Genomic DNA, 17,812 nt, shown 5'->3' with positions numbered 1-17,812 from the left:
ATCACCGGTACGTTGCTCGCTACACATTTTTTGGAATCGCCCAGCAAAGACTGCTTGGTAATCGGCAACTCCTGCAATTCAGGCGAATCCACAGAAGTTGTATCAAGAAGGGAGCGTAGTCTACCGGAAAGCCCCTATCAGCTCAAACCCAGATCTTGGCTTCATGGCGTCCAGATCAATTTCCAACAGCCATCAACGTCTGTGTCGAGCCCCTTCAGGTTGGCCACCGCCAGCAATTGCTCACCCCGATACAGCAGCGGCAATCGGCCGCGAACAAAAGCGGGCACGGCGTTTTCGTTGAGCAAACGCTTGAGATCCCGATGACCGCGGCCCGGTAACTCCATCACTTCGCCGCCTTGACGATAGCGCACGCAAAGTGGGCCCGCAGGCGGCTTGCCACCCAGCGTGACCCCGCCATTGCCCGGCAAGCGCAGCGGTACCGCGGGATCGGGCCATTGGACGGCGCCTGGAGCCGGACGTAACCAGTGGTCGGATAACCACCAGACCCGCCCGCCGGCCCGGTGCAGCTCACCACCGGCCAGGCGCCAGATGGGATGGGCATCGCCCTTGGCATCGCGCAGCGAGTCCCAACCGGACCAGTGATCGCTGTCAGGTAACGTCGTCATCGACGCCAGCCAGTGGCTCATTGCATTGCGTTGGCGGGCCGGCGACAGCGCCTGCAGAGGTGCCAGTTCAAGCGATCGCAAGCCAAGCCAGTCAAACGCACCGGGGTTTGTAGCGCCGGCCAGATCGATCCGCGCCAAGTCATCCAGCAAGCCTTGGGCTTCACTCATGTGCGCAGCGCTGCGAGCCAGGGTCATCGAGGCCTGGGGCCACTGTTCGGTCAATACGGGGAAAACCCGCTGGCGCAGGTAATTGCGCGCGTAGCGGTGATCGTCGTTGGAAGGGTCTTCGATCCAGCTCAAGCCCTGTTGCGTCGCGTAGGCTTCCAACTCCGCACGGGACACATCGAGCAATGGCCGCAGCAAGTATCCCGGGCCCAAAGGCCGTCGCCTCGGCATCGCCGACAAGCCCCTCACCCCCGCCCCGCGCAGCAAACGAAACAGCAGGGTTTCAGCCTGGTCGTCGCGGTGCTGGGCCGTGAGCAGCACTTCATTGCTATGAATAGCCGCCAGGAAAGCGCCATAACGCGCCTCCCGGGCAGCCCGTTCGAGACTGGCGCCAGGCTGGACCTGGACGTGAACCACCTGCAACGGCACCCCAAGGGCGTCGCAGACCGAGCGACAGTGGTCCGGCCAGGTGTCAGCCACAGCCTGCAGGCCATGATGGACATGGATCGCGCTGAGCGTTGGCAGGGAATGGTTTTTTGAGAGAGACGCGAGCAGGTGCAGCAGGACGGTGGAGTCGAGACCGCCGGAGAAGGCAATGCGCCAGGTGCTGGCGTTGCGCCAGGGAGATAGCTGTGTGAGGAGCCGGGTTGGCAGGTCGATGCCTGTGTTCATGGGTATCAGCCTTGGCACAAATCAAATGTGGGAGCGGGCTTGCTCGCGAAGGCGGCGAATCAGTCAACACATGGGTTGAATGTTAAACCGCTTTCGCGAGCAAGCCCGCTCCCACACTGGCTCCCCACAACTGCTGGAAGCTTGGTCAGATCAGAGACCGTAGCTCATCAACCGCTCATAGCGACGAGCCAGCAGCGCATCGTTATCGAATTTCTTCAGCATCGACAGTTGCGAGCTCAGCTCGGCGCGAATCAACGCCGCCGCCGCGGCCGGATCGCGATGAGCGCCGCCCACAGGCTCGCTGATCACTTTATCGACAATGCCCAGGCCCTTGAGGCGCTCGGCGGTGATGCCCATGGCTTCAGCGGCATCCGGCGCTTTCTCGGCGGTTTTCCACAGGATCGAGGCGCAGCCTTCCGGCGAGATCACCGCGTACGTGGAATATTGCAGCATGTTCAGTTGATCGCAGACGCCAATGGCCAGCGCACCGCCAGAACCGCCTTCGCCGATCACAGTGGCGATGATCGGGGTTTTCAGGCGTGCCATGACGCGCAGGTTCCAGGCGATTGCCTCGCTCTGGTTGCGCTCTTCGGCGTCGATGCCCGGGTAGGCGCCCGGCGTGTCGATGAAGGTCAGGATCGGCATCTTGAAGCGCTCGGCCATTTCCATCAGGCGGCAGGCCTTGCGGTAGCCTTCAGGGCGCGGCATGCCGAAGTTGCGGCGGACCTTCTCACGCACTTCGCGGCCTTTTTGATGGCCGATAATCATCACTGGCTGGTCGTCCAGACGGGCGACACCACCGACGATGGCGGCATCGTCGGAGAAGTGACGGTCGCCGTGCAACTCATCGAACTCGGTGAAGATGTGGTCGATGTAGTCCAGGGTGTATGGACGACGCGGGTGACGCGCCAAACGCGCGATCTGCCAGCTGGTCAGCTTGCCGAAGATGTCTTCGGTCAGCGTCCGGCTTTTGTCCTGCAGACGAGAGATTTCATCGCCGATATTCAGCGAATTGTCATTACCGACCAAGCGCAACTCTTCGATCTTGGCTTGCAGGTCGGCGATCGGCTGTTCGAAATCTAGAAAATTCGGGTTCATAGGCGTCCGTCTTGGGTCGACGTCCAAGAGAGCTTGGGCCGGCCGGTTGTCTATTCGCGCCTACCTTAAGGGAGAGGCGCGTTTAGGTCGAGATTAAAAATTCAGGTCGAGATCAGGGTCGTTCTGGTTTCCAGAGTGGCACCTGGCCGTCAACGGTATTGGAGGAAGACGTTGTCTTTGCCGAACTGGTCACGCAAGGCTTGAATCAACGCATCCGCCGGATCGATTCGCCAGCCCTCGCCGAACTGCAACACCGCCTTGGCGTCGGGGCGCACATACTCCATGGTGATCGGGCAGGCACCGCGATGGCGCTTGAACAATTCACCCAACCAACGCAGCTGATCGCCCTTGAGGTCCTGAGTCTGCAACTTCAGGCGCAGGCTTTCGGCCAGGTTGGTGCGGGCATCTTCCATGCTCATCACCCGCTTGACCCGCAGCCGCAGGCCACCGGAAAAGTCGTCGTTACTGACCTCGCCTTCCACTACCACCATCGCGTCAGTCTGCAACAACGACTGCGCCGAGTGGAACGCCTCGGCAAACAGCGAAGCCTCGATGCGCCCGGAGCGGTCGTCGAGGGTGATGAAGCCCATCTTGTCGCCCTTCTTGTTCTTCATCACCCGCAGGGCAATGATCATCCCGGCGACGGTTTGCGTATCGCGCGCCGGCTTGAGGTCGATGATGCGCTGGCGGGCGAAACGGCGGATCTCGCCTTCGTACTCGTCGATCGGGTGACCGGTCAGGTACAGGCCCAAGGTGTCTTTCTCACCTTTGAGGCGCTCCTTGAGGGTCAGCTCCTTGGCCTTGCGATGATTGCCGTAGACATCGGCATCTTCCTCGACGAACAGGCCACCGAACAGGTCGGCATGGCCACTGTCGTGGGTACGGGCCGTCTGCTCGGCGGCCTTGATCGCTTCTTCCATGGCCGCCAGCAACACCGCGCGGTTGCGGTCGATGTTGGCCTGATAGGCCTTGGGCTCATCCTGGAAGTACGGACCCAGACGGTCCAGCGCGCCACTGCGGATCAAGCCGTCGAGGGTCCGCTTGTTGATACGCTTGAGGTCGACCCGGGCGCAGAAATCGAACAGGTCCTTGAACGGCCCGTCCTGGCGCGCTTCGGTGATGGCCTCCACCGGCCCTTCGCCTACGCCTTTGATCGCACCCAGGCCATAGATGATGCGGCCCTCGTCGTTCACCGTGAACTTGAACTCCGAAGCGTTCACGTCCGGGGCATCGAGGCGCAGCTTCATGGTCCGCACTTCCTCGATCAAGGTCACGACCTTGTCGGTGTTGTGCATATCCGCCGAGAGTACCGCGGCCATGAACGGCGCCGGGTAATGCGCCTTCAGCCAGGCAGTCTGGTAGGACACCAGGCCATAGGCGGCAGAGTGGGATTTGTTGAAGCCGTAGCCGGCGAATTTTTCCACCAGGTCGAAAATGTTACCGGCCAGGTCAGGGTCGATGCCGTTGGTGGCGCAACCATCAATGAAACCGCCGCGTTGCTTGGCCATCTCCTCGGGCTTTTTCTTGCCCATGGCCCGACGCAGCATGTCCGCGCCGCCGAGGGTGTAGCCGGCCATGACCTGGGCAATCTGCATCACCTGTTCCTGGTACAGGATGATGCCGTAGGTCGGTGCCAGCACCGGTTTCAAGCCTTCATACTGGTAATCCGAGTGCGGGTAGGCCAGTTCGGCGCGGCCGTGCTTACGGTTGATGAAGTCATCCACCATGCCCGATTGCAGCGGGCCCGGACGGAACAGGGCCACCAGTGCGATGAGGTCTTCCAGGCAGTCGGGCTTGAGCTTTTTGATCAGCTCTTTCATGCCCCGGGATTCCAGCTGGAACACCGCCGTGGTTTCGGCTTTTTGCAGCAGGCTGTAGGTCGGTTTGTCATCGAGCGGGATGAAGGCGATGTCCAGCGGCTCTTCGCCCACCTTGGCCCGGTCACGGTTGATGGTTTTCAACGCCCAGTCGATGATCGTCAGGGTCCGCAGGCCGAGGAAGTCGAACTTCACCAGGCCCGCCGCCTCGACGTCATCCTTGTCGAACTGGGTGACCAGGCCGTCGCCCTCTTCATCGCAATAGATTGGCGAGAAGTCAGTCAGCTTGGTCGGCGCGATCACCACGCCACCGGCGTGCTTGCCGACGTTACGCACCACGCCTTCGAGCTTGCGGGCCATCTCCCAGATTTCGGCGGCCTCTTCATCGACCTTGATGAAGTCCCGCAGGATTTCTTCCTGCTCGTAGGCTTTTTCCAGGGTCATGCCGACTTCGAACGGAATCATCTTTGACAGACGATCCGCCAGCCCGTAGGACTTGCCCTGCACCCGCGCCACGTCGCGCACCACAGCCTTGGCAGCCATGGAACCGAAAGTGATGATCTGGCTCACCGCGTTGCGACCGTACTTCTCGGCCACGTAGTCAATCACCCGGTCGCGCCCATCCATGCAGAAGTCGACGTCGAAGTCGGGCATGGATACCCGTTCCGGATTTAGGAAACGTTCGAACAGCAGGTCATATTCCAACGGGTCAAGGTCGGTGATCTTCTGCACATAGGCCACCAGCGACCCGGCGCCCGATCCACGGCCAGGGCCCACCGGCACGCCGTTGTTCTTGGCCCACTGGATAAAGTCCATCACGATCAGGAAGTAACCGGGGAAGCCCATCTGGATGATGATATCCAGCTCGAAATTCAACCGGTCGACATACACCTGGCGCTTGGCTTCGTAATCTTCAGTAGTGTCCTTTGGCAGCAGGACGCGGAGGCGGTCCTCGAGACCGTCGAAAGACACCTTGCGGAAATACTCGTCGATGGTCATGCCATCGGGGATCGGGAAGTTGGGCAGGAAGTGCTTGCCCAGCTTCACTTCGATGTTGCAGCGCTTGGCGATCTCGACGGTGTTTTCCAGCGCCTCGGGCAGGTCGCTGAACAACTCGGCCATTTCCTCGGCGCTCTTGAGGTATTGCTGGTCGCTGTAATTCTTCGGACGGCGTGGATCGTCAAGGGCCCGGCCCTCACCGATGCAAACGCGGGTTTCGTGAGCCTCGAAATCTTCCTGCTTGATGAACCGCACGTCATTGGTCGCCACCAGTGGCGCGCCGATCTTGTCGGCCAGGGCCACGGCGGCGTGCAGGTGCTCTTCATCGTTGGGGCGGTTGGTGCGTTGTACTTCGATGTAAAAACGGTCCGGGAACACCGCCATCCAGTCGCGTGCCAGGACTTCGGCTTCTTCGGGGTTGCCACTGAGCAGGGCCAGGCCGATTTCACCCTCCTTGGCCGCCGACAGCATGATCAACCCTTCGCTGGCTTCGGCCACCCACTCGCGCTCGATGATGATCGAACCATTGCGTTGACCATCGATAAAGCCGCGGGAAATCAGCTCGGTGAGGTTGCGATACCCCAAGGCGTTCATCACCAACAGGCTGATACGGCTCAGCGGCGCATCCGGATCCTTGTTCGACAGCCACAGGTCGGCACCGCAGATCGGCTTGATCCCGGCGCCCATCGCGGCCTTGTAGAACTTGACCAGCGAACACATGTTGTTCTGGTCGGTGACCGCCACGGCAGGCATGTTCATGCCCACCAGGGTCTTGACCAATGGCTTGATCCGCACCAGGCCATCGACCAGGGAGTACTCAGTGTGCAGGCGTAGATGAACGAATGAAGCCGGCATAGTGATCCTGCGTTAAGTCATGAAAACAACAAGGCCCGGATTGTACCGGGCCTTGGGTAAAACATCAGCCATGAGTGTCCGCTCTTGAAAATGCGAACACAGCTTTTGTGGCGAGGGGATTTATCCCCGCTGGGGCGCGAAGCGGCCCTTAAACCTGACAACCCGGTACATCTGATGGACTTTGGGACTGCTTCGCAGCCCAGCGGGGATAAATCCCCTCGCCACAAAAGCACTGCTTGTCTTAAGAAACAGGGCACTGACTGTTTATGATCAACCCTTCACGCGCCTCATAGGCCAGGCGCACCGGAGCGAACGAACGCCGGTGGATGGGTGTTGGCCCAAGGCGCGCCAGGGCTTCCAGATGAACGGGGGTCGGATAGCCCTTGTGGCCGCCGATGCCATAGCCCGGATAGATCAATTCAAAAGCAGCCATTTCCCGGTCACGGCTGACCTTGGCCAGGATCGAGGCCGCCGCGATGGCCGGCACCTTGCCGTCGCCCTGGATGACCGCTTCGGCGCGCATCGACAGTTTCGGGCAACGATTGCCATCGATCATCGCCAGCTTCGGCGTAATGTGCAGCCCCTGGACGGCGCGCTGCATGGCGAGCATGGTGGCGTGCAGGATATTCAGCTCATCAATTTCTTCGACTTCGGCCCGGGCAATGCACCAGCTCAGGGCTTTCTCGCAGATTTCGTCGTAGAGCTTTTCGCGACGGGCCTCGGTGAGCTTCTTGGAGTCGTTGAGGCCCTGGATCGGCCGGTTCGGGTCGAGAATCACTGCCGCCGTCACCACCGCGCCGCACAATGGGCCGCGTCCGACTTCATCGACACCGGCCACCAGCTCTTGCACTTCGGCGACCAGGTTGAAGTCCAGGCCCATCTGTAGCTTTACGTTGCTCATTGTTTTGCGCCGATCAGGGTCAGCACCGCGTCCGCCGCCTGGTTAGAGGCATCGCGACGCAAGGTACGGTGGATTTCGTCAAAGCCCCGGGTTTGCTCCTGGCCGCCGTCGATCAAGGGCGAAAGCGTGTTGGCCAGCGCATCGGCAGTCGCCTCGTCCTGCAACAACTCGGGCACCAGCAAGCGTTGGGCCAGCAAGTTCGGCAGGGAGACATAAGGGCTCTTGACCATACGCTTGAGAATCCAGAATGTCAGCGGCGCCAGGCGATAGGCGACCACCATCGGGCGCTTGTACAACAACGCCTCAAGGGTAGCAGTGCCGGACGCAATCAACACGGCATCACACGCAGCCAGCGCTTCATGGGAGCGACCGTCGAGCAGTGTAATCGGCAAGTTGCGACCGACCAGAAGCGCTTCAAGCTGAGCCCGGCGCTCCGGACTGGCACACGGCAAGACAAACCCCACACCGGGACGCATCGCCCGCAGGCGCTCAGCGGCATCAAAAAACAAGCCACCCAGGCGGCTCACTTCGCCGCCCCGGCTGCCAGGCATCAAGGCCACCAGCGGTCCTTCCGGCAGGCCCAACGCCTGGCGAGCTGCTTCGCGGTCGGCCTCCAGGGGAATGGTATCGGCCAGGGTATGACCGACGAACCGCACCGGCACGCCCTTCTCTTCGTAGAACCGGGCTTCGAACGGCAGCAGCGTCAGCATCAGGTCGCAGCCTTCGCGAATCTTCAGTACCCGCTTCTGCCGCCAGGCCCAGACCGACGGGCTGACGTAATGCACCGTCTTGATACCGGCCTGACGCAACTTGAGTTCGATGTTGAGGGTGAAATCCGGCGCATCGATACCGATGAACACATCCGGCTTTTCGTCGATCAGGGTCTGGATCAGTTTCTTGCGACGGGCCAGCAACTCCCGCAGGCGACCGAGCACTTCCACCAGTCCCATGACCGACAGACGTTCCATAGGGAAATAAGACGTCAGCCCTTCGGCTTGCATCAGTGGACCGCCAACACCGATGAATTCGACCTCCGGATGCTGCACCTTGAGCGCACGCATCAGACCGGCGCCCAGAATGTCACCGGAAGCCTCTCCCGCCACCAGTGCAATACGCAAATTAGTCATGATTAGCGAGTGATGCCGCGGGTCGAAGACTGGATGGAGTCGCGGAATATCGCGACTTCCGGATGCTGCGCCGAAGCCTCGGCCAACTCGGCAAGCGCCTGCTCGACCGTCAGGCCCTGGCGATACACAACCTTGTAGGCGCGACGCAGCGCTGTAATGGCCTCTTCGCTGAAACCACGACGACGCATGCCTTCGAAGTTCATGCTGCGTGCTTCAGCCGGATTGCCGAACACGGTGACGTAGGCCGGGACATCCTTGCCGATGGCGGTGCCCATCCCAGAGAAGCTGTGGGCACCGATATGGCAATACTGGTGCACCAGGGTGAAGCCGGACAGGATCGCCCAGTCAGCCACGTGCACATGGCCGGCCAGCGCGGTGTTGTTGACCAGGATGCAATGGTTGCCGATAACGCTGTCATGGCCGATGTGAGCGTAGGCCATGATCAGGTTATGGTCGCCCAGGGTCGTTTCGCAGCGATCCTGAACGGTGCCACGGTGAATCGTCACGCCCTCGCGGATCACGTTGTGATCGCCGATGACCAGACGGGTTTCTTCACCTTTGTACTTGAGGTCGGGCGTGTCCTCGCCTACCGAAGAAAACTGGTAGATGCGGTTGTGACGACCGATCCGGGTGGGTCCCTTGAGAATTACGTGGGGACCAATCACCGTACCCTCGCCGATTTCCACACCTGCGCCGATGATCGACCACGGGCCGACCTCGACATCGGCGGCCAGGACGGCCGTCGGATCGATGATTGCGCGAGGGTCAATCAAACTCATAGTTTGCGTTCCGCACAGATGATTTCAGCGGAGCAGACCGGCTTGCCGTCGACCGAAGCCTGGCATTCGAACTTCCAGATCTGGCGCTTGCAACTGATGAACCTGGCCTCGAGGATCAACTGATCGCCCGGGGTGACCGGCTGGCGGAAACGCAGCTTGTCGGAGCCGACAAAGTAGTAAAGCGTGCCGTCGGCTGGCTTTACGTCGAGCATTTTGAAACCAAGGATCCCGGCAGCCTGAGCCATCGCTTCGATGATCAGCACACCCGGCATGATTGGATGCGCGGGAAAGTGACCATTGAAGAACGGCTCGTTGATGCTGACATTCTTGTAGGCGCGAATGCGCTTGCCTTCAACGTCCAGGTCCACCACCCGATCCACCAACAGGAACGGGTAACGGTGAGGCAGGTATTCGCGAATCTCGTTGATGTCCATCATTTCGGGGGAAGCCTATGTAAAGATTGGGGGCGCGAGTGGCGCGCACTCCGCTAGCAAATCAAGGAGCCTTAACGGCCGTGAACACTTGATATGAAAATGGTATCAGCCATCTGATGAAGCATTACCGTCAGGGGTCACGTCCCCTACACGCTTTTCCACCTGTCGTAGACGTCGCGCGATGTCATCGAGCTGACGAATTCGGGCCGCGCTCTTGCGCCATTCGGCCGCCGGCTGCATCGCCGTACCGGAAGAATAGGCACCCGGCTCGGTAATCGAGTGGGTCACCATGGTCATCCCGGTCAGGAATACGTTGTCACAGATATCGATATGTCCCACCAACCCCACGCCACCAGCCAGCATGCAGTGCTTGCCGATCTTGGTGCTGCCGGAGATGCCCACGCAGGCGGCCATGGCCGTGTGGTCACCGACCTGGACGTTGTGGGCGATCTGGATCTGGTTGTCGAGCTTGACACCATTGCCAATGACCGTATCGGCCAGTGCACCACGGTCGATTGCGGTGTTGACGCCGATTTCCACATCATCGCCAACCGTGACGCCACCGATCTGGGCGATCTTCTGCCAGATGCCTTTCTCGTTGGCGAAACCGAATCCTTCGCCGCCCAGTACCGCGCCAGATTGAATCACCACGCGCTTGCCGATGCGAACATCGTGATACAGGGTGACCCGCGGAGCCAGCCAGCCACCTTCGCCGACCTCGCTGCGCGCCCCGATGAAGCAATGGGCGCCCAACGTGACACCGGCACCGATGCGGGCCGCGCTTTCGATGACCACAAAAGGGCCGATGCTGGCCGTGGGATCGACCACCGCATCTGCCGCGATCACGGCGCTGGGATGGATACCCACGGCCGGCTTGGGCTTGGGATCGAACAGATGGGATATCCGCGCATACGCCAGATACGGATCGGGCACGATCAGCGCATCGCCGGCAAACCCTTCGGCATCAGCGGCCTTGAGCAACAGCGCGGCAGCCCGGCTGTCGGCCAGGTACTTGCGGTATTGGGGATTTGCCAGAAAGCTCAACTGAGCTGGGCCAGCCTCTTGCAAAGTGGCTAGCCCAGTAATTGTCTTCTCCGGGTCGCCACGCAGGGTGGCGCCGAGGAACTCGGCCAATTGGCCGAGCTTGATGGTCGCGCTCATGGATTACTTCAGCTGATTCATGCGCTCGATGACCTGACGCGTGATGTCGTACTGAGGCTTGACATCAATCACTGCGCCACGCTCGAACACCAGGTCAAAACCACCTTTCTTGATGACTTCTTCCACCGCGCTGTCGAGCTTCGGCTTGAGCTGCTTGAGCATTTCGCGGTCGGCAACGGCTTTCGCTTCGTTCAGTTCCTTGGACTGGAACTGGAAGTCACGGGCCTTTTGCTTGAATTCAAGCTCCAGACGCTCACGCTCGCCCTGGGCCATCTTATCGCCACCGGCTACCAGGCGGTCCTGGATACCCTTGGCGCTGCTTTCCAGGCCCTTGAGCTTGGTCAGCTGCGGGCCGAATTTTTTCTCGGCATCCACGGCGTACTTCTTCGCCGCATCGGATTCCAGCAGGGCCATCTGATAGTTCAGTACGGCGATCTTCATGTCGGCAAAAGCCGGACCCGCGACCAGTACGGTCGCCAGGAGAACCAATTGAGTCAACTTACGCACGATGTACTCCTACAAAATTCATTGTCGTTATCTTGGGTCAGACGCTTAGAACGTCTGGCCGAGGGAGAATTGGAACACTTGAGTTTCAGCTTCATCCGGTTTCTTGATCGGCATCGCCAGCGCGAAGCTCAAAGGACCCAGTGCGGTGACCCAGGTCACGCCCACACCAACGGAACTGGCCATGTTGCTCAGGCTGATCTCGTTGCACTGGGTGTTGGATTTGGTGCCGTTTGTATTGGTCGTGGTTTCGCACTTGGAGTCGAATACGTTACCCACGTCCCAGAATAGCGAGGTACGCAGCGAGCGTTGGTCCTTGACGAACGGCATCGGGAACAGGATTTCAACGCCACCCTGAACCAGCACGTTACCACCGAACGGCAGCGGATCCTGATCCGGGTCCAGCGCTGTACCATTGTTCCCCGTGGCGCCTACACCACGACTCGGCGTACTGCGAGGACCCAGGGTGTTGTCTTTGAAGCCACGGACCGAGTTGAAACCACCGGCATAGTAGTTCTCGTAGAACGGCAATCCTTCGGTCGAACCGTAACCGTCACCATAGCCCAGCTCGGTGTGCAGGCGCATGGTGTAGTTGTCAGTCAACGGCTGGAACAGCTGGCCGCGATAGTCGAGCTTGAAGAATGACAGGTCACTACCAGGAGTGGTGGCTTCCAGCACCAGGCTCTGGGAATGACCACGGGTCGCCAGCACGCCTTTGTTCAGGGTCGACTCGGACCAGCCGGCAGACGCCTTGAAGTTCAGGTAGTTGTCGCCTTCCTTGTTCACGAAATCGAAGATCTCGTCAACGGTGTAGAGACCGGTATTGATCTTGTCCTGCTGGGCCGTGAGGCCAAAGGTCAGGCGCGAAGTCTCGCTGATCGGGTAACCGACGTTGGCACCGACGCCCATGCTGTCGACCGCATAGCTGGTCAGGTCCGCATCGAGCTCGTCATAGTCGGTAGTGCGATAGAAGGCGTTATAGCCCAGGCTCACACCGTCAGCAGTCCAGTAGGGGTCCACGTAACCGAAGTTGTAGCGAGTCTGGTACTCACTGCGGGTCAAACCGATGCTGACCTTGTTACCCGTACCCAGGAAGTTGTTCTGGGTAATCGAGCCACCCAGGATCAGGCCGGCGCTCTGGGCGAAACCGACACTGGCGGTGATCGAACCGGATGCCTGCTCTTCGACGCTGTAGTTCACATCGACCTGGTCATCGACGCCCGGTACTGCCGGGGTCTCGACGTTGACTTCCTTGAAGAAGCCCAGGCGTTCCAGGCGGGTCTTGGACTGGTCGATCAGGTAAGTCGATGCCCAGCCACCTTCCATCTGGCGCATTTCACGGCGCAGCACTTCGTCCTCGGACTTGGTGTTGCCACGGAAGTTGATGCGGTTGACGTAGGCACGCTTGCCCGGATCCACGGCGAAGGTGATGTCGACGGTGTGGTCTTCATCATGGGGCTGCGGCACGCCGTTGACGTTGGCGAAGGTATAACCCTCGTTACCCAGGCGACGGGTGATCAGCTCGGACGTGGTGGTCATCAGCTTGCGCGAGAACACCTGGCCCTTCTGCACCAGCAACAGCGACTTGACCTGGTCTTCAGGCACCTTCAGGTCACCGCTGAGCTTGACGTCACGAACGGTGTACTTCTCGCCTTCGTTGACGTTGACGGTGATGTAGACGTGCTTCTTGTCCGGGGTGATGGACACCTGGGTCGAAGCGATGTCCATGTTGATATAGCCGCGGTCCAGGTAGTAGGAACGCAGGCGCTCCAGGTCACCGGAGAGTTTTTCACGGGCGTACTTGTCGTCGTTCTTGAAGAACGACAGCCAGTTGGTGGTCTTGAGCTCGAAGAGGTCGATCAGGTCTTCATCAGGGAAAACCGTGTTGCCCACCACGTTGATGTGCTGGATGGCCGCCACGGTGCCTTCGTTGATGTTGACCTTCAGGCCGACGCGGTTGCGCGGCTGCGGCACCACTTCGGTGTCGACGGTAGCCGAGTAGCGACCCTGGGCGACGTATTGACGCTGTAGCTCGTTACGCACGCCTTCGAGGGTGGCGCGCTGGAAGATCTCGCCTTCGGCCAGGCCGGATTGCTTGAGGCCTTTCATCAGGTCTTCAGTGGAGATCGCCTTGTTGCCTTCGATCTCGATACTGGCGACCGACGGGCGCTCGACAACCGTGATGACCAGGACATTGCCGTCACGACCCAATTGGATATCTTGAAAGAAGCCGGTTTTGAACAGCGCACGAGTGGATTCCACCAGGCGCCGATCATCCGCCTGCTCGCCGACGTTCAACGGCAAGGCACCAAAGACGCTACCCGCGGAGACCCGCTGGAGGCCATTGACGCGAATATCAGAGATAGTGAAGGACTCGGCGTGAACTTCGGCGATCATCAATACGGTGAGAACCGCAGTTAGCAGCAGACGTTTCATGAAGTCCTTTCTTATTCCAACTGGCAATAAACAAACTGCCGCAAAATGCGGCAGATTCGCAATTCAGCGACGCGTTACAGACGACCCAGATCGTTGACCAGGGCAAGCAACATGACCCCAACCACCAAGCTGATACCGATCTGTATCCCCCAACCTTGCACCCGATCCGACAAGGGACGACCACGCGCCCACTCGATCAGATAGAACAGCAAATGCCCCCCATCCAGTACTGGAATGGGTAGCAAATTCAGAACCCCCAGGCTAATACTCAGATAAGCAAGGAAATTCAGGAAATCAGCGACGCCCGACTGGGCAGAAGCGCCCGCCACTTTAGCAATGGTTATCGGTCCACTCAAGTTTTTTACCGAGAGCTCACCGAACAACATTTTCTTGAGTGAGTCCAGGGTCAGGACACTCATGGTCCAGGTACGACGCGCACCCTCGCCAATCGCCGCCACAGGGCCGAAGCTGACCTCGCGAATCATCTCCGGTGGCCAGTCGATCGCCTTGACGCCCGCCCCCAGGTAACCGGTCGGTGCCTTGCTCTCGCCACGGGCAGCCAGGGCTACCGGGACGTCGATTGAAGCACCGTCGCGCTCGACGCGCAGGACAATTTTGGCATCAGGGCGTACACGGACCGAATCGACCACCTGCTGCCAGTCGCTGACCGGTTGGCCATCGAGCGCCAGCAACCGGTCACCGGTCTTCAGGCCCGCGGCCTGGGCCGGGCCTTTCGGATCGAGTTCGGCGAGCACCGGCGGCAACGCCGGACGCCATGGACGGATGCCCAGGGAACGAATCGGATCCGGCTCGTCGGCACCCTTGAGCCAGTTATCCAGCACCAGCTCTCGAGGCGAATCCGCCGTAGAGCCCTGCTCACGCACCATCAATTGCAACGAACCGCTCTCGCCCAAGCGCCGCACCAGTTGCAGATTGACGGCGGCCCAGCCCGAAGTCGGCTCGCCATCGATAGCGACGATTTCCTGTCCCGCGCCGAGCCCGGCCCGGGCCGCAATACTGCCGGCCTCCACCGCACCGATGACAGGACGCACCTGCTCGCTGCCCAACATGGCCAACGCCCAGAAAAAAACCATGGCCAACAGAAAGTTGGCAATCGGCCCCGCCGCGACGATGGCGATACGCTGACGGACGGTCTTGCGATTGAAGGATTGATCGAGCTGATCGGCAGGTACTTCACCCTCGCGCTCATCAAGCATCTTCACGTAGCCACCCAGCGGGATGGCCGCCACGACGAACTCGGTGCCGTGCTTGTCATGCCAGCGCAGCAACGGCATGCCAAAGCCCACGGAAAAACGCAGGACCTTGACGCCACAGCGACGCGCGACCCAGAAATGACCGAATTCGTGAAATGTGACCAGCACCCCCAGCGCAACCAGGGTGCCGACAATCATATAGAGCGCGCTCATCTGTTTTCTCCGCAATCCTGTCCAGGGCAACCCTGGCTAACGTCTCGCAGCTTCAACGCCCGTGGCGCCGCAGCCATTGGCCCGCCAACTCGCGAGCCCTGGCGTCCGCCGTGAATACCGCGTCGAGGTCATCGACCGAAACCACGGCCTCGAGGTTCAAGACCTCCTCGATGATACTCGCGATCTCGGGGTAACGGACACGTTCCTCGAGAAACGCTGCAACCGCCACTTCATTGGCGGCGTTAAGCATGGCCGGTGCACTGTTGCCCGCCTCGGCCGCCTGTCGCGCCAGGCGCAGGCAGGGGAAGCGCTGCTCATCGGGCGCCTGGAAATCCAGGCGAGCGATGGCAAACAGATCCAGCGGCGCCACGCCCGAATCGATTCGCTCCGGCCAGGCCAGTGCATTGGCGATCGGCGTGCGCATGTCCGGGTTGCCCAACTGGGCCAGCACCGACCCGTCTATATAATCCACCAGGGAGTGAATCACGCTCTGTGGATGGATCACCACCTCGACCTGGGACGGCTTGGCATCGAACAGCCAGCAGGCCTCGATCAGCTCCAACCCCTTGTTCATCATGCTGGCCGAATCCACGGAAATCTTGCGCCCCATGGACCAGTTCGGATGTGCACAGGCCTGCTCGGGCGAAACATGCACCAATTCTTCCAGCGGTGTCTGCCGGAACGGACCACCGGACGCTGTCAGCAAAATCCGCCGGACGCCCACAGCGCCCAGGCCACGGGAAAAATCCTGCGGCATGCACTGAAAAATCGCGTTGTGTTCGCTGTCGATGGGCAGCAGCACTGAACCGCTTTTGCGCACAGCCTGCATGAACAGCGCACCAGACATCACCAGCGCTTCTTTATTGGCCAGCAGGATCTTCTTGCCAGCCTCCACCGCCGCCAATGTCGGACGCAGGCCCGCCGCACCGACGATCGCCGCCATCACCGCGTCGACTTCGGGGTCGGAGGCCACCTGACACAGGCCCTCTTCCCCCACCAGGACCCGCGTAGGCAAACCAGCTGCTCGCAGATCATCCTGCAACGCCCGCGCGACGCCGACCTCGGGCACCACGGCAAAGCGCGGTGTGTGGCGTATGCACAACGCCAACAACTCACTCAAACGTGTAAAGCCACTCAGGGCGAACACCTGGTAGCGCTCGGGATGCCGGGCGATGACGTCAAGCGTACTGAGGCCAATCGAACCGGTCGCCCCCAGGACAGTGACCTGCTGAGGACGACTCACGGCGCCGCCATCCACAGCAGCACGGCGAAGATCGGGATCGCCGCGGTCAGGCTGTCGATGCGATCCAGCACGCCACCGTGACCCGGCAACAGGTTACTGCTGTCCTTGATCCCGGACTGACGCTTGAACATGCTTTCGGTCAGGTCACCGACCACGGACACAAATACGATGAGCGCGGCACCAAACAGCCCCATCAGCAGCTGCGCGACCGTCCAGTCCCGCACGAAGCCGACCACGGTCGTAATCACCAGGCTCAGGGCCAGGCCACCGTAGACACCTTCCCAGCTCTTGCCGGGACTGACCTTCGGTGCCAGCTTGCGCTTGCCGAAGGCCTTGCCAGAGAAATAAGCCCCGACGTCGGCACCCCAGACCAGCACCATCACGGCCATGATCTGCCAGTTACCCAACGCGCCCTGCTTGATCCAGATCAGACCCTGCCAGGCCGGCAACAGGATCAACAGGCCGATCATCAGCTTGGTCGCCGCGTTGGCCCAATGGTGCGTGGTGCGCGGATAGGTCAGCACCAGGAAGGTCGCCGTCGCCCACCACAGCACCGCTGCCCCCAGCACCCAAGGCGCAATGCCTGGCACCAGGTACATGACGAAGAGCATGGCCGCCACGGCCACTGCGTAGGCGACCCGCGCCGACTGCGCAGGAAAACCAGCCAGCCGCGCCCACTCCCACGCCCCCAGGGTCACCACCAGCCCGATGAACAGGGCAAAACTTGCCCCTTCGAGCAAGAAGAACCCGCACAGGGCGATAGGCAACAGGATCAGGGCAGTGATGATTCGTTGTTTGAGCATTAAACCCGGGCTCCAGCTTCGATCTGCTCGCTCGTTTTACCGAAGCGACGCTGACGGGAAGCGAAATCGGCCAGTGCGGTGCGCATGGCTTCGTGTTTGAAGTCCGGCCAGAACAGGTCGGAGAAGTACAGCTCGGCATAAGCCAGCTGCCAGAGCAGAAAATTGCTGATGCGATGTTCACCACCGGTACGGATGCACAAGTCCGGCAACGGCAGGTCGCCGGTAGCCAGGCAGGTTTGCAACAGCTCGGGAGTGATGTCTTCGGGCCGCAGGTGCCCGGCCTGGACTTCCCGCGCCAACCGCTGGGCTGCCTGGGCAATGTCCCACTGGCCGCCATAGTTGGCGGCAATTTGCAGGACAAAGCGGTCGGCACCGGCGGTCGCAGCCTCGGCTTCGCGCATCGCGGCTTGCAGCTCAGGGTGAAAACGCGAGCGATCGCCAATGATGCGCAGGCTGATGCTGTTCTCGTTGAGACGCTTGGCCTCACGACGCAAGGCCTTGAGGAACAGGTCCATCAAGGCGCTGACCTCATCGGCCGGACGCTGCCAGTTCTCGCTGGAGAACGCGAACAGGGTCAGCACCTCGACCCCGGCTTCGGCGCACACCTCGATGACCGCGCGAACCGCATCGACCCCCGCCTTGTGCCCGGCAACGCCAGGCATAAAGCGTTTCTTGGCCCAGCGATTATTGCCGTCCATGATGATCGCCACGTGGCGCGGCACCGCAAACGGCACGGCCTGCTTGGTCTTATCCATGAAAACGAGA

The 17,812-nt window shown here is 60.6% G+C and carries 14 protein-coding genes; all 14 read right to left on the bottom strand.

The window, feature by feature from the left end; all coding sequences use genetic code 11:
• Positions 1–161 precede the first annotated feature (161 nt).
• The 14 genes from tilS to uppS all read right to left on the bottom strand — a co-directional run bounded on the left by tilS (position 162) and on the right by uppS (position 17,802).
• A complete protein-coding gene (tilS, locus tag CD58_RS05895; protein ID WP_038436466.1) occupies positions 162–1,463 on the bottom strand; it encodes a tRNA lysidine(34) synthetase TilS in 1,302 nt (433 codons plus the stop codon).
• 150 nt (positions 1,464–1,613) lie between these two features.
• Complete coding sequence (locus tag CD58_RS05890; protein ID WP_025212125.1) at positions 1,614–2,561, bottom strand: acetyl-CoA carboxylase carboxyltransferase subunit alpha; 948 nt, start codon at positions 2,559–2,561, stop codon at positions 1,614–1,616.
• Between the two features lie 149 nt (positions 2,562–2,710).
• Positions 2,711–6,232, bottom strand: coding sequence for a DNA polymerase III subunit alpha (gene dnaE, locus CD58_RS05885; RefSeq protein WP_025212124.1), 3,522 nt, complete (start codon positions 6,230–6,232; stop codon positions 2,711–2,713).
• Between the two features lie 241 nt (positions 6,233–6,473).
• On the bottom strand, positions 6,474–7,133 hold the full coding sequence (rnhB, locus tag CD58_RS05880; RefSeq protein WP_025212123.1) for a ribonuclease HII: 660 nt from the start codon (positions 7,131–7,133) through the stop codon (positions 6,474–6,476).
• Positions 7,130–8,260 carry a lipid-A-disaccharide synthase gene (gene lpxB, locus CD58_RS05875; RefSeq protein WP_025212122.1) on the bottom strand — a complete coding sequence of 377 codons (1,131 nt, stop codon included), beginning with the start codon at positions 8,258–8,260 and terminating at the stop codon, positions 7,130–7,132. Before lpxB ends, rnhB begins: the two co-directional genes overlap by 4 nt.
• Positions 8,261–8,262: 2 nt before the next feature.
• The gene (lpxA, locus tag CD58_RS05870) at positions 8,263–9,039 is read right to left on the bottom strand and encodes an acyl-ACP--UDP-N-acetylglucosamine O-acyltransferase (protein ID WP_025212121.1); all 777 of its coding nucleotides are present in this window, start codon (positions 9,037–9,039) and stop codon (positions 8,263–8,265) included.
• Positions 9,036–9,476 (bottom strand): 3-hydroxyacyl-ACP dehydratase FabZ, encoded by a 441-nt coding sequence (fabZ, locus tag CD58_RS05865; RefSeq protein WP_008154051.1) that lies wholly within the window; start codon positions 9,474–9,476, stop codon positions 9,036–9,038. The genes lpxA and fabZ overlap by 4 nt, the downstream gene beginning before the upstream one ends.
• Before the next feature lie 102 nt (positions 9,477–9,578).
• A complete protein-coding gene (lpxD, locus tag CD58_RS05860; protein ID WP_025212120.1) occupies positions 9,579–10,634 on the bottom strand; it encodes a UDP-3-O-(3-hydroxymyristoyl)glucosamine N-acyltransferase in 1,056 nt (351 codons plus the stop codon).
• 3 nt (positions 10,635–10,637) lie between these two features.
• Positions 10,638–11,141 carry an OmpH family outer membrane protein gene (locus CD58_RS05855; protein ID WP_003184901.1) on the bottom strand — a complete coding sequence of 168 codons (504 nt, stop codon included), beginning with the start codon at positions 11,139–11,141 and terminating at the stop codon, positions 10,638–10,640.
• Positions 11,142–11,186: 45 nt separating this feature from the next.
• Complete coding sequence (gene bamA / locus CD58_RS05850) at positions 11,187–13,574, bottom strand: outer membrane protein assembly factor BamA (RefSeq protein ID WP_025212119.1); 2,388 nt, start codon at positions 13,572–13,574, stop codon at positions 11,187–11,189.
• Positions 13,575–13,648: 74 nt separating this feature from the next.
• Positions 13,649–15,001 carry a sigma E protease regulator RseP gene (gene rseP / locus CD58_RS05845; protein ID WP_025212118.1) on the bottom strand — a complete coding sequence of 451 codons (1,353 nt, stop codon included), beginning with the start codon at positions 14,999–15,001 and terminating at the stop codon, positions 13,649–13,651.
• Positions 15,002–15,053: 52 nt separating this feature from the next.
• Complete coding sequence (gene ispC / locus CD58_RS05840) at positions 15,054–16,244, bottom strand: 1-deoxy-D-xylulose-5-phosphate reductoisomerase (protein ID WP_025212117.1); 1,191 nt, start codon at positions 16,242–16,244, stop codon at positions 15,054–15,056.
• Complete coding sequence (locus tag CD58_RS05835; protein ID WP_025212116.1) at positions 16,241–17,047, bottom strand: phosphatidate cytidylyltransferase; 807 nt, start codon at positions 17,045–17,047, stop codon at positions 16,241–16,243. Before CD58_RS05835 ends, ispC begins: the two co-directional genes overlap by 4 nt.
• Positions 17,047–17,802, bottom strand: a complete 756-nt coding sequence (uppS, locus tag CD58_RS05830) for a polyprenyl diphosphate synthase (protein WP_025212115.1) — start codon at positions 17,800–17,802, stop codon at positions 17,047–17,049. The genes CD58_RS05835 and uppS overlap by 1 nt, the downstream gene beginning before the upstream one ends.
• Positions 17,803–17,812 lie beyond the last annotated feature (10 nt).

It is taken from the genome of Pseudomonas brassicacearum, assembly GCF_000585995.1.
Classification (GTDB): Bacteria; Pseudomonadota; Gammaproteobacteria; order Pseudomonadales; family Pseudomonadaceae; genus Aquipseudomonas; species Aquipseudomonas brassicacearum_A.
The sequence above is the reverse complement of the archived record's forward strand: the minus strand, read 5'-3'. Positions and strand labels throughout refer to the sequence as shown.

What these genes read in the sequence shown, in the direction of transcription:
- tilS (WP_038436466.1), bottom strand. Translation starts at nt 1,463, where the DNA reads ATGAACACAGGCATCGACCTGCCAACCCGGCTCCTCACACAGCTATCT.
- CD58_RS05890 (WP_025212125.1), bottom strand. Translation starts at nt 2,561, where the DNA reads ATGAACCCGAATTTTCTAGATTTCGAACAGCCGATCGCCGACCTGCAA.
- dnaE (WP_025212124.1), bottom strand. Translation starts at nt 6,232, where the DNA reads ATGCCGGCTTCATTCGTTCATCTACGCCTGCACACTGAGTACTCCCTG.
- rnhB (WP_025212123.1), bottom strand. Translation starts at nt 7,133, where the DNA reads ATGAGCAACGTAAAGCTACAGATGGGCCTGGACTTCAACCTGGTCGCC.
- lpxB (WP_025212122.1), bottom strand. Translation starts at nt 8,260, where the DNA reads ATGACTAATTTGCGTATTGCACTGGTGGCGGGAGAGGCTTCCGGTGAC.
- lpxA (WP_025212121.1), bottom strand. Translation starts at nt 9,039, where the DNA reads ATGAGTTTGATTGACCCTCGCGCAATCATCGATCCGACGGCCGTCCTG.
- fabZ (WP_008154051.1), bottom strand. Translation starts at nt 9,476, where the DNA reads ATGATGGACATCAACGAGATTCGCGAATACCTGCCTCACCGTTACCCG.
- lpxD (WP_025212120.1), bottom strand. Translation starts at nt 10,634, where the DNA reads ATGAGCGCGACCATCAAGCTCGGCCAATTGGCCGAGTTCCTCGGCGCC.
- bamA (WP_025212119.1), bottom strand. Translation starts at nt 13,574, where the DNA reads ATGAAACGTCTGCTGCTAACTGCGGTTCTCACCGTATTGATGATCGCC.
- rseP (WP_025212118.1), bottom strand. Translation starts at nt 15,001, where the DNA reads ATGAGCGCGCTCTATATGATTGTCGGCACCCTGGTTGCGCTGGGGGTG.
- CD58_RS05835 (WP_025212116.1), bottom strand. Translation starts at nt 17,047, where the DNA reads ATGCTCAAACAACGAATCATCACTGCCCTGATCCTGTTGCCTATCGCC.
- uppS (WP_025212115.1), bottom strand. Translation starts at nt 17,802, where the DNA reads ATGGATAAGACCAAGCAGGCCGTGCCGTTTGCGGTGCCGCGCCACGTG.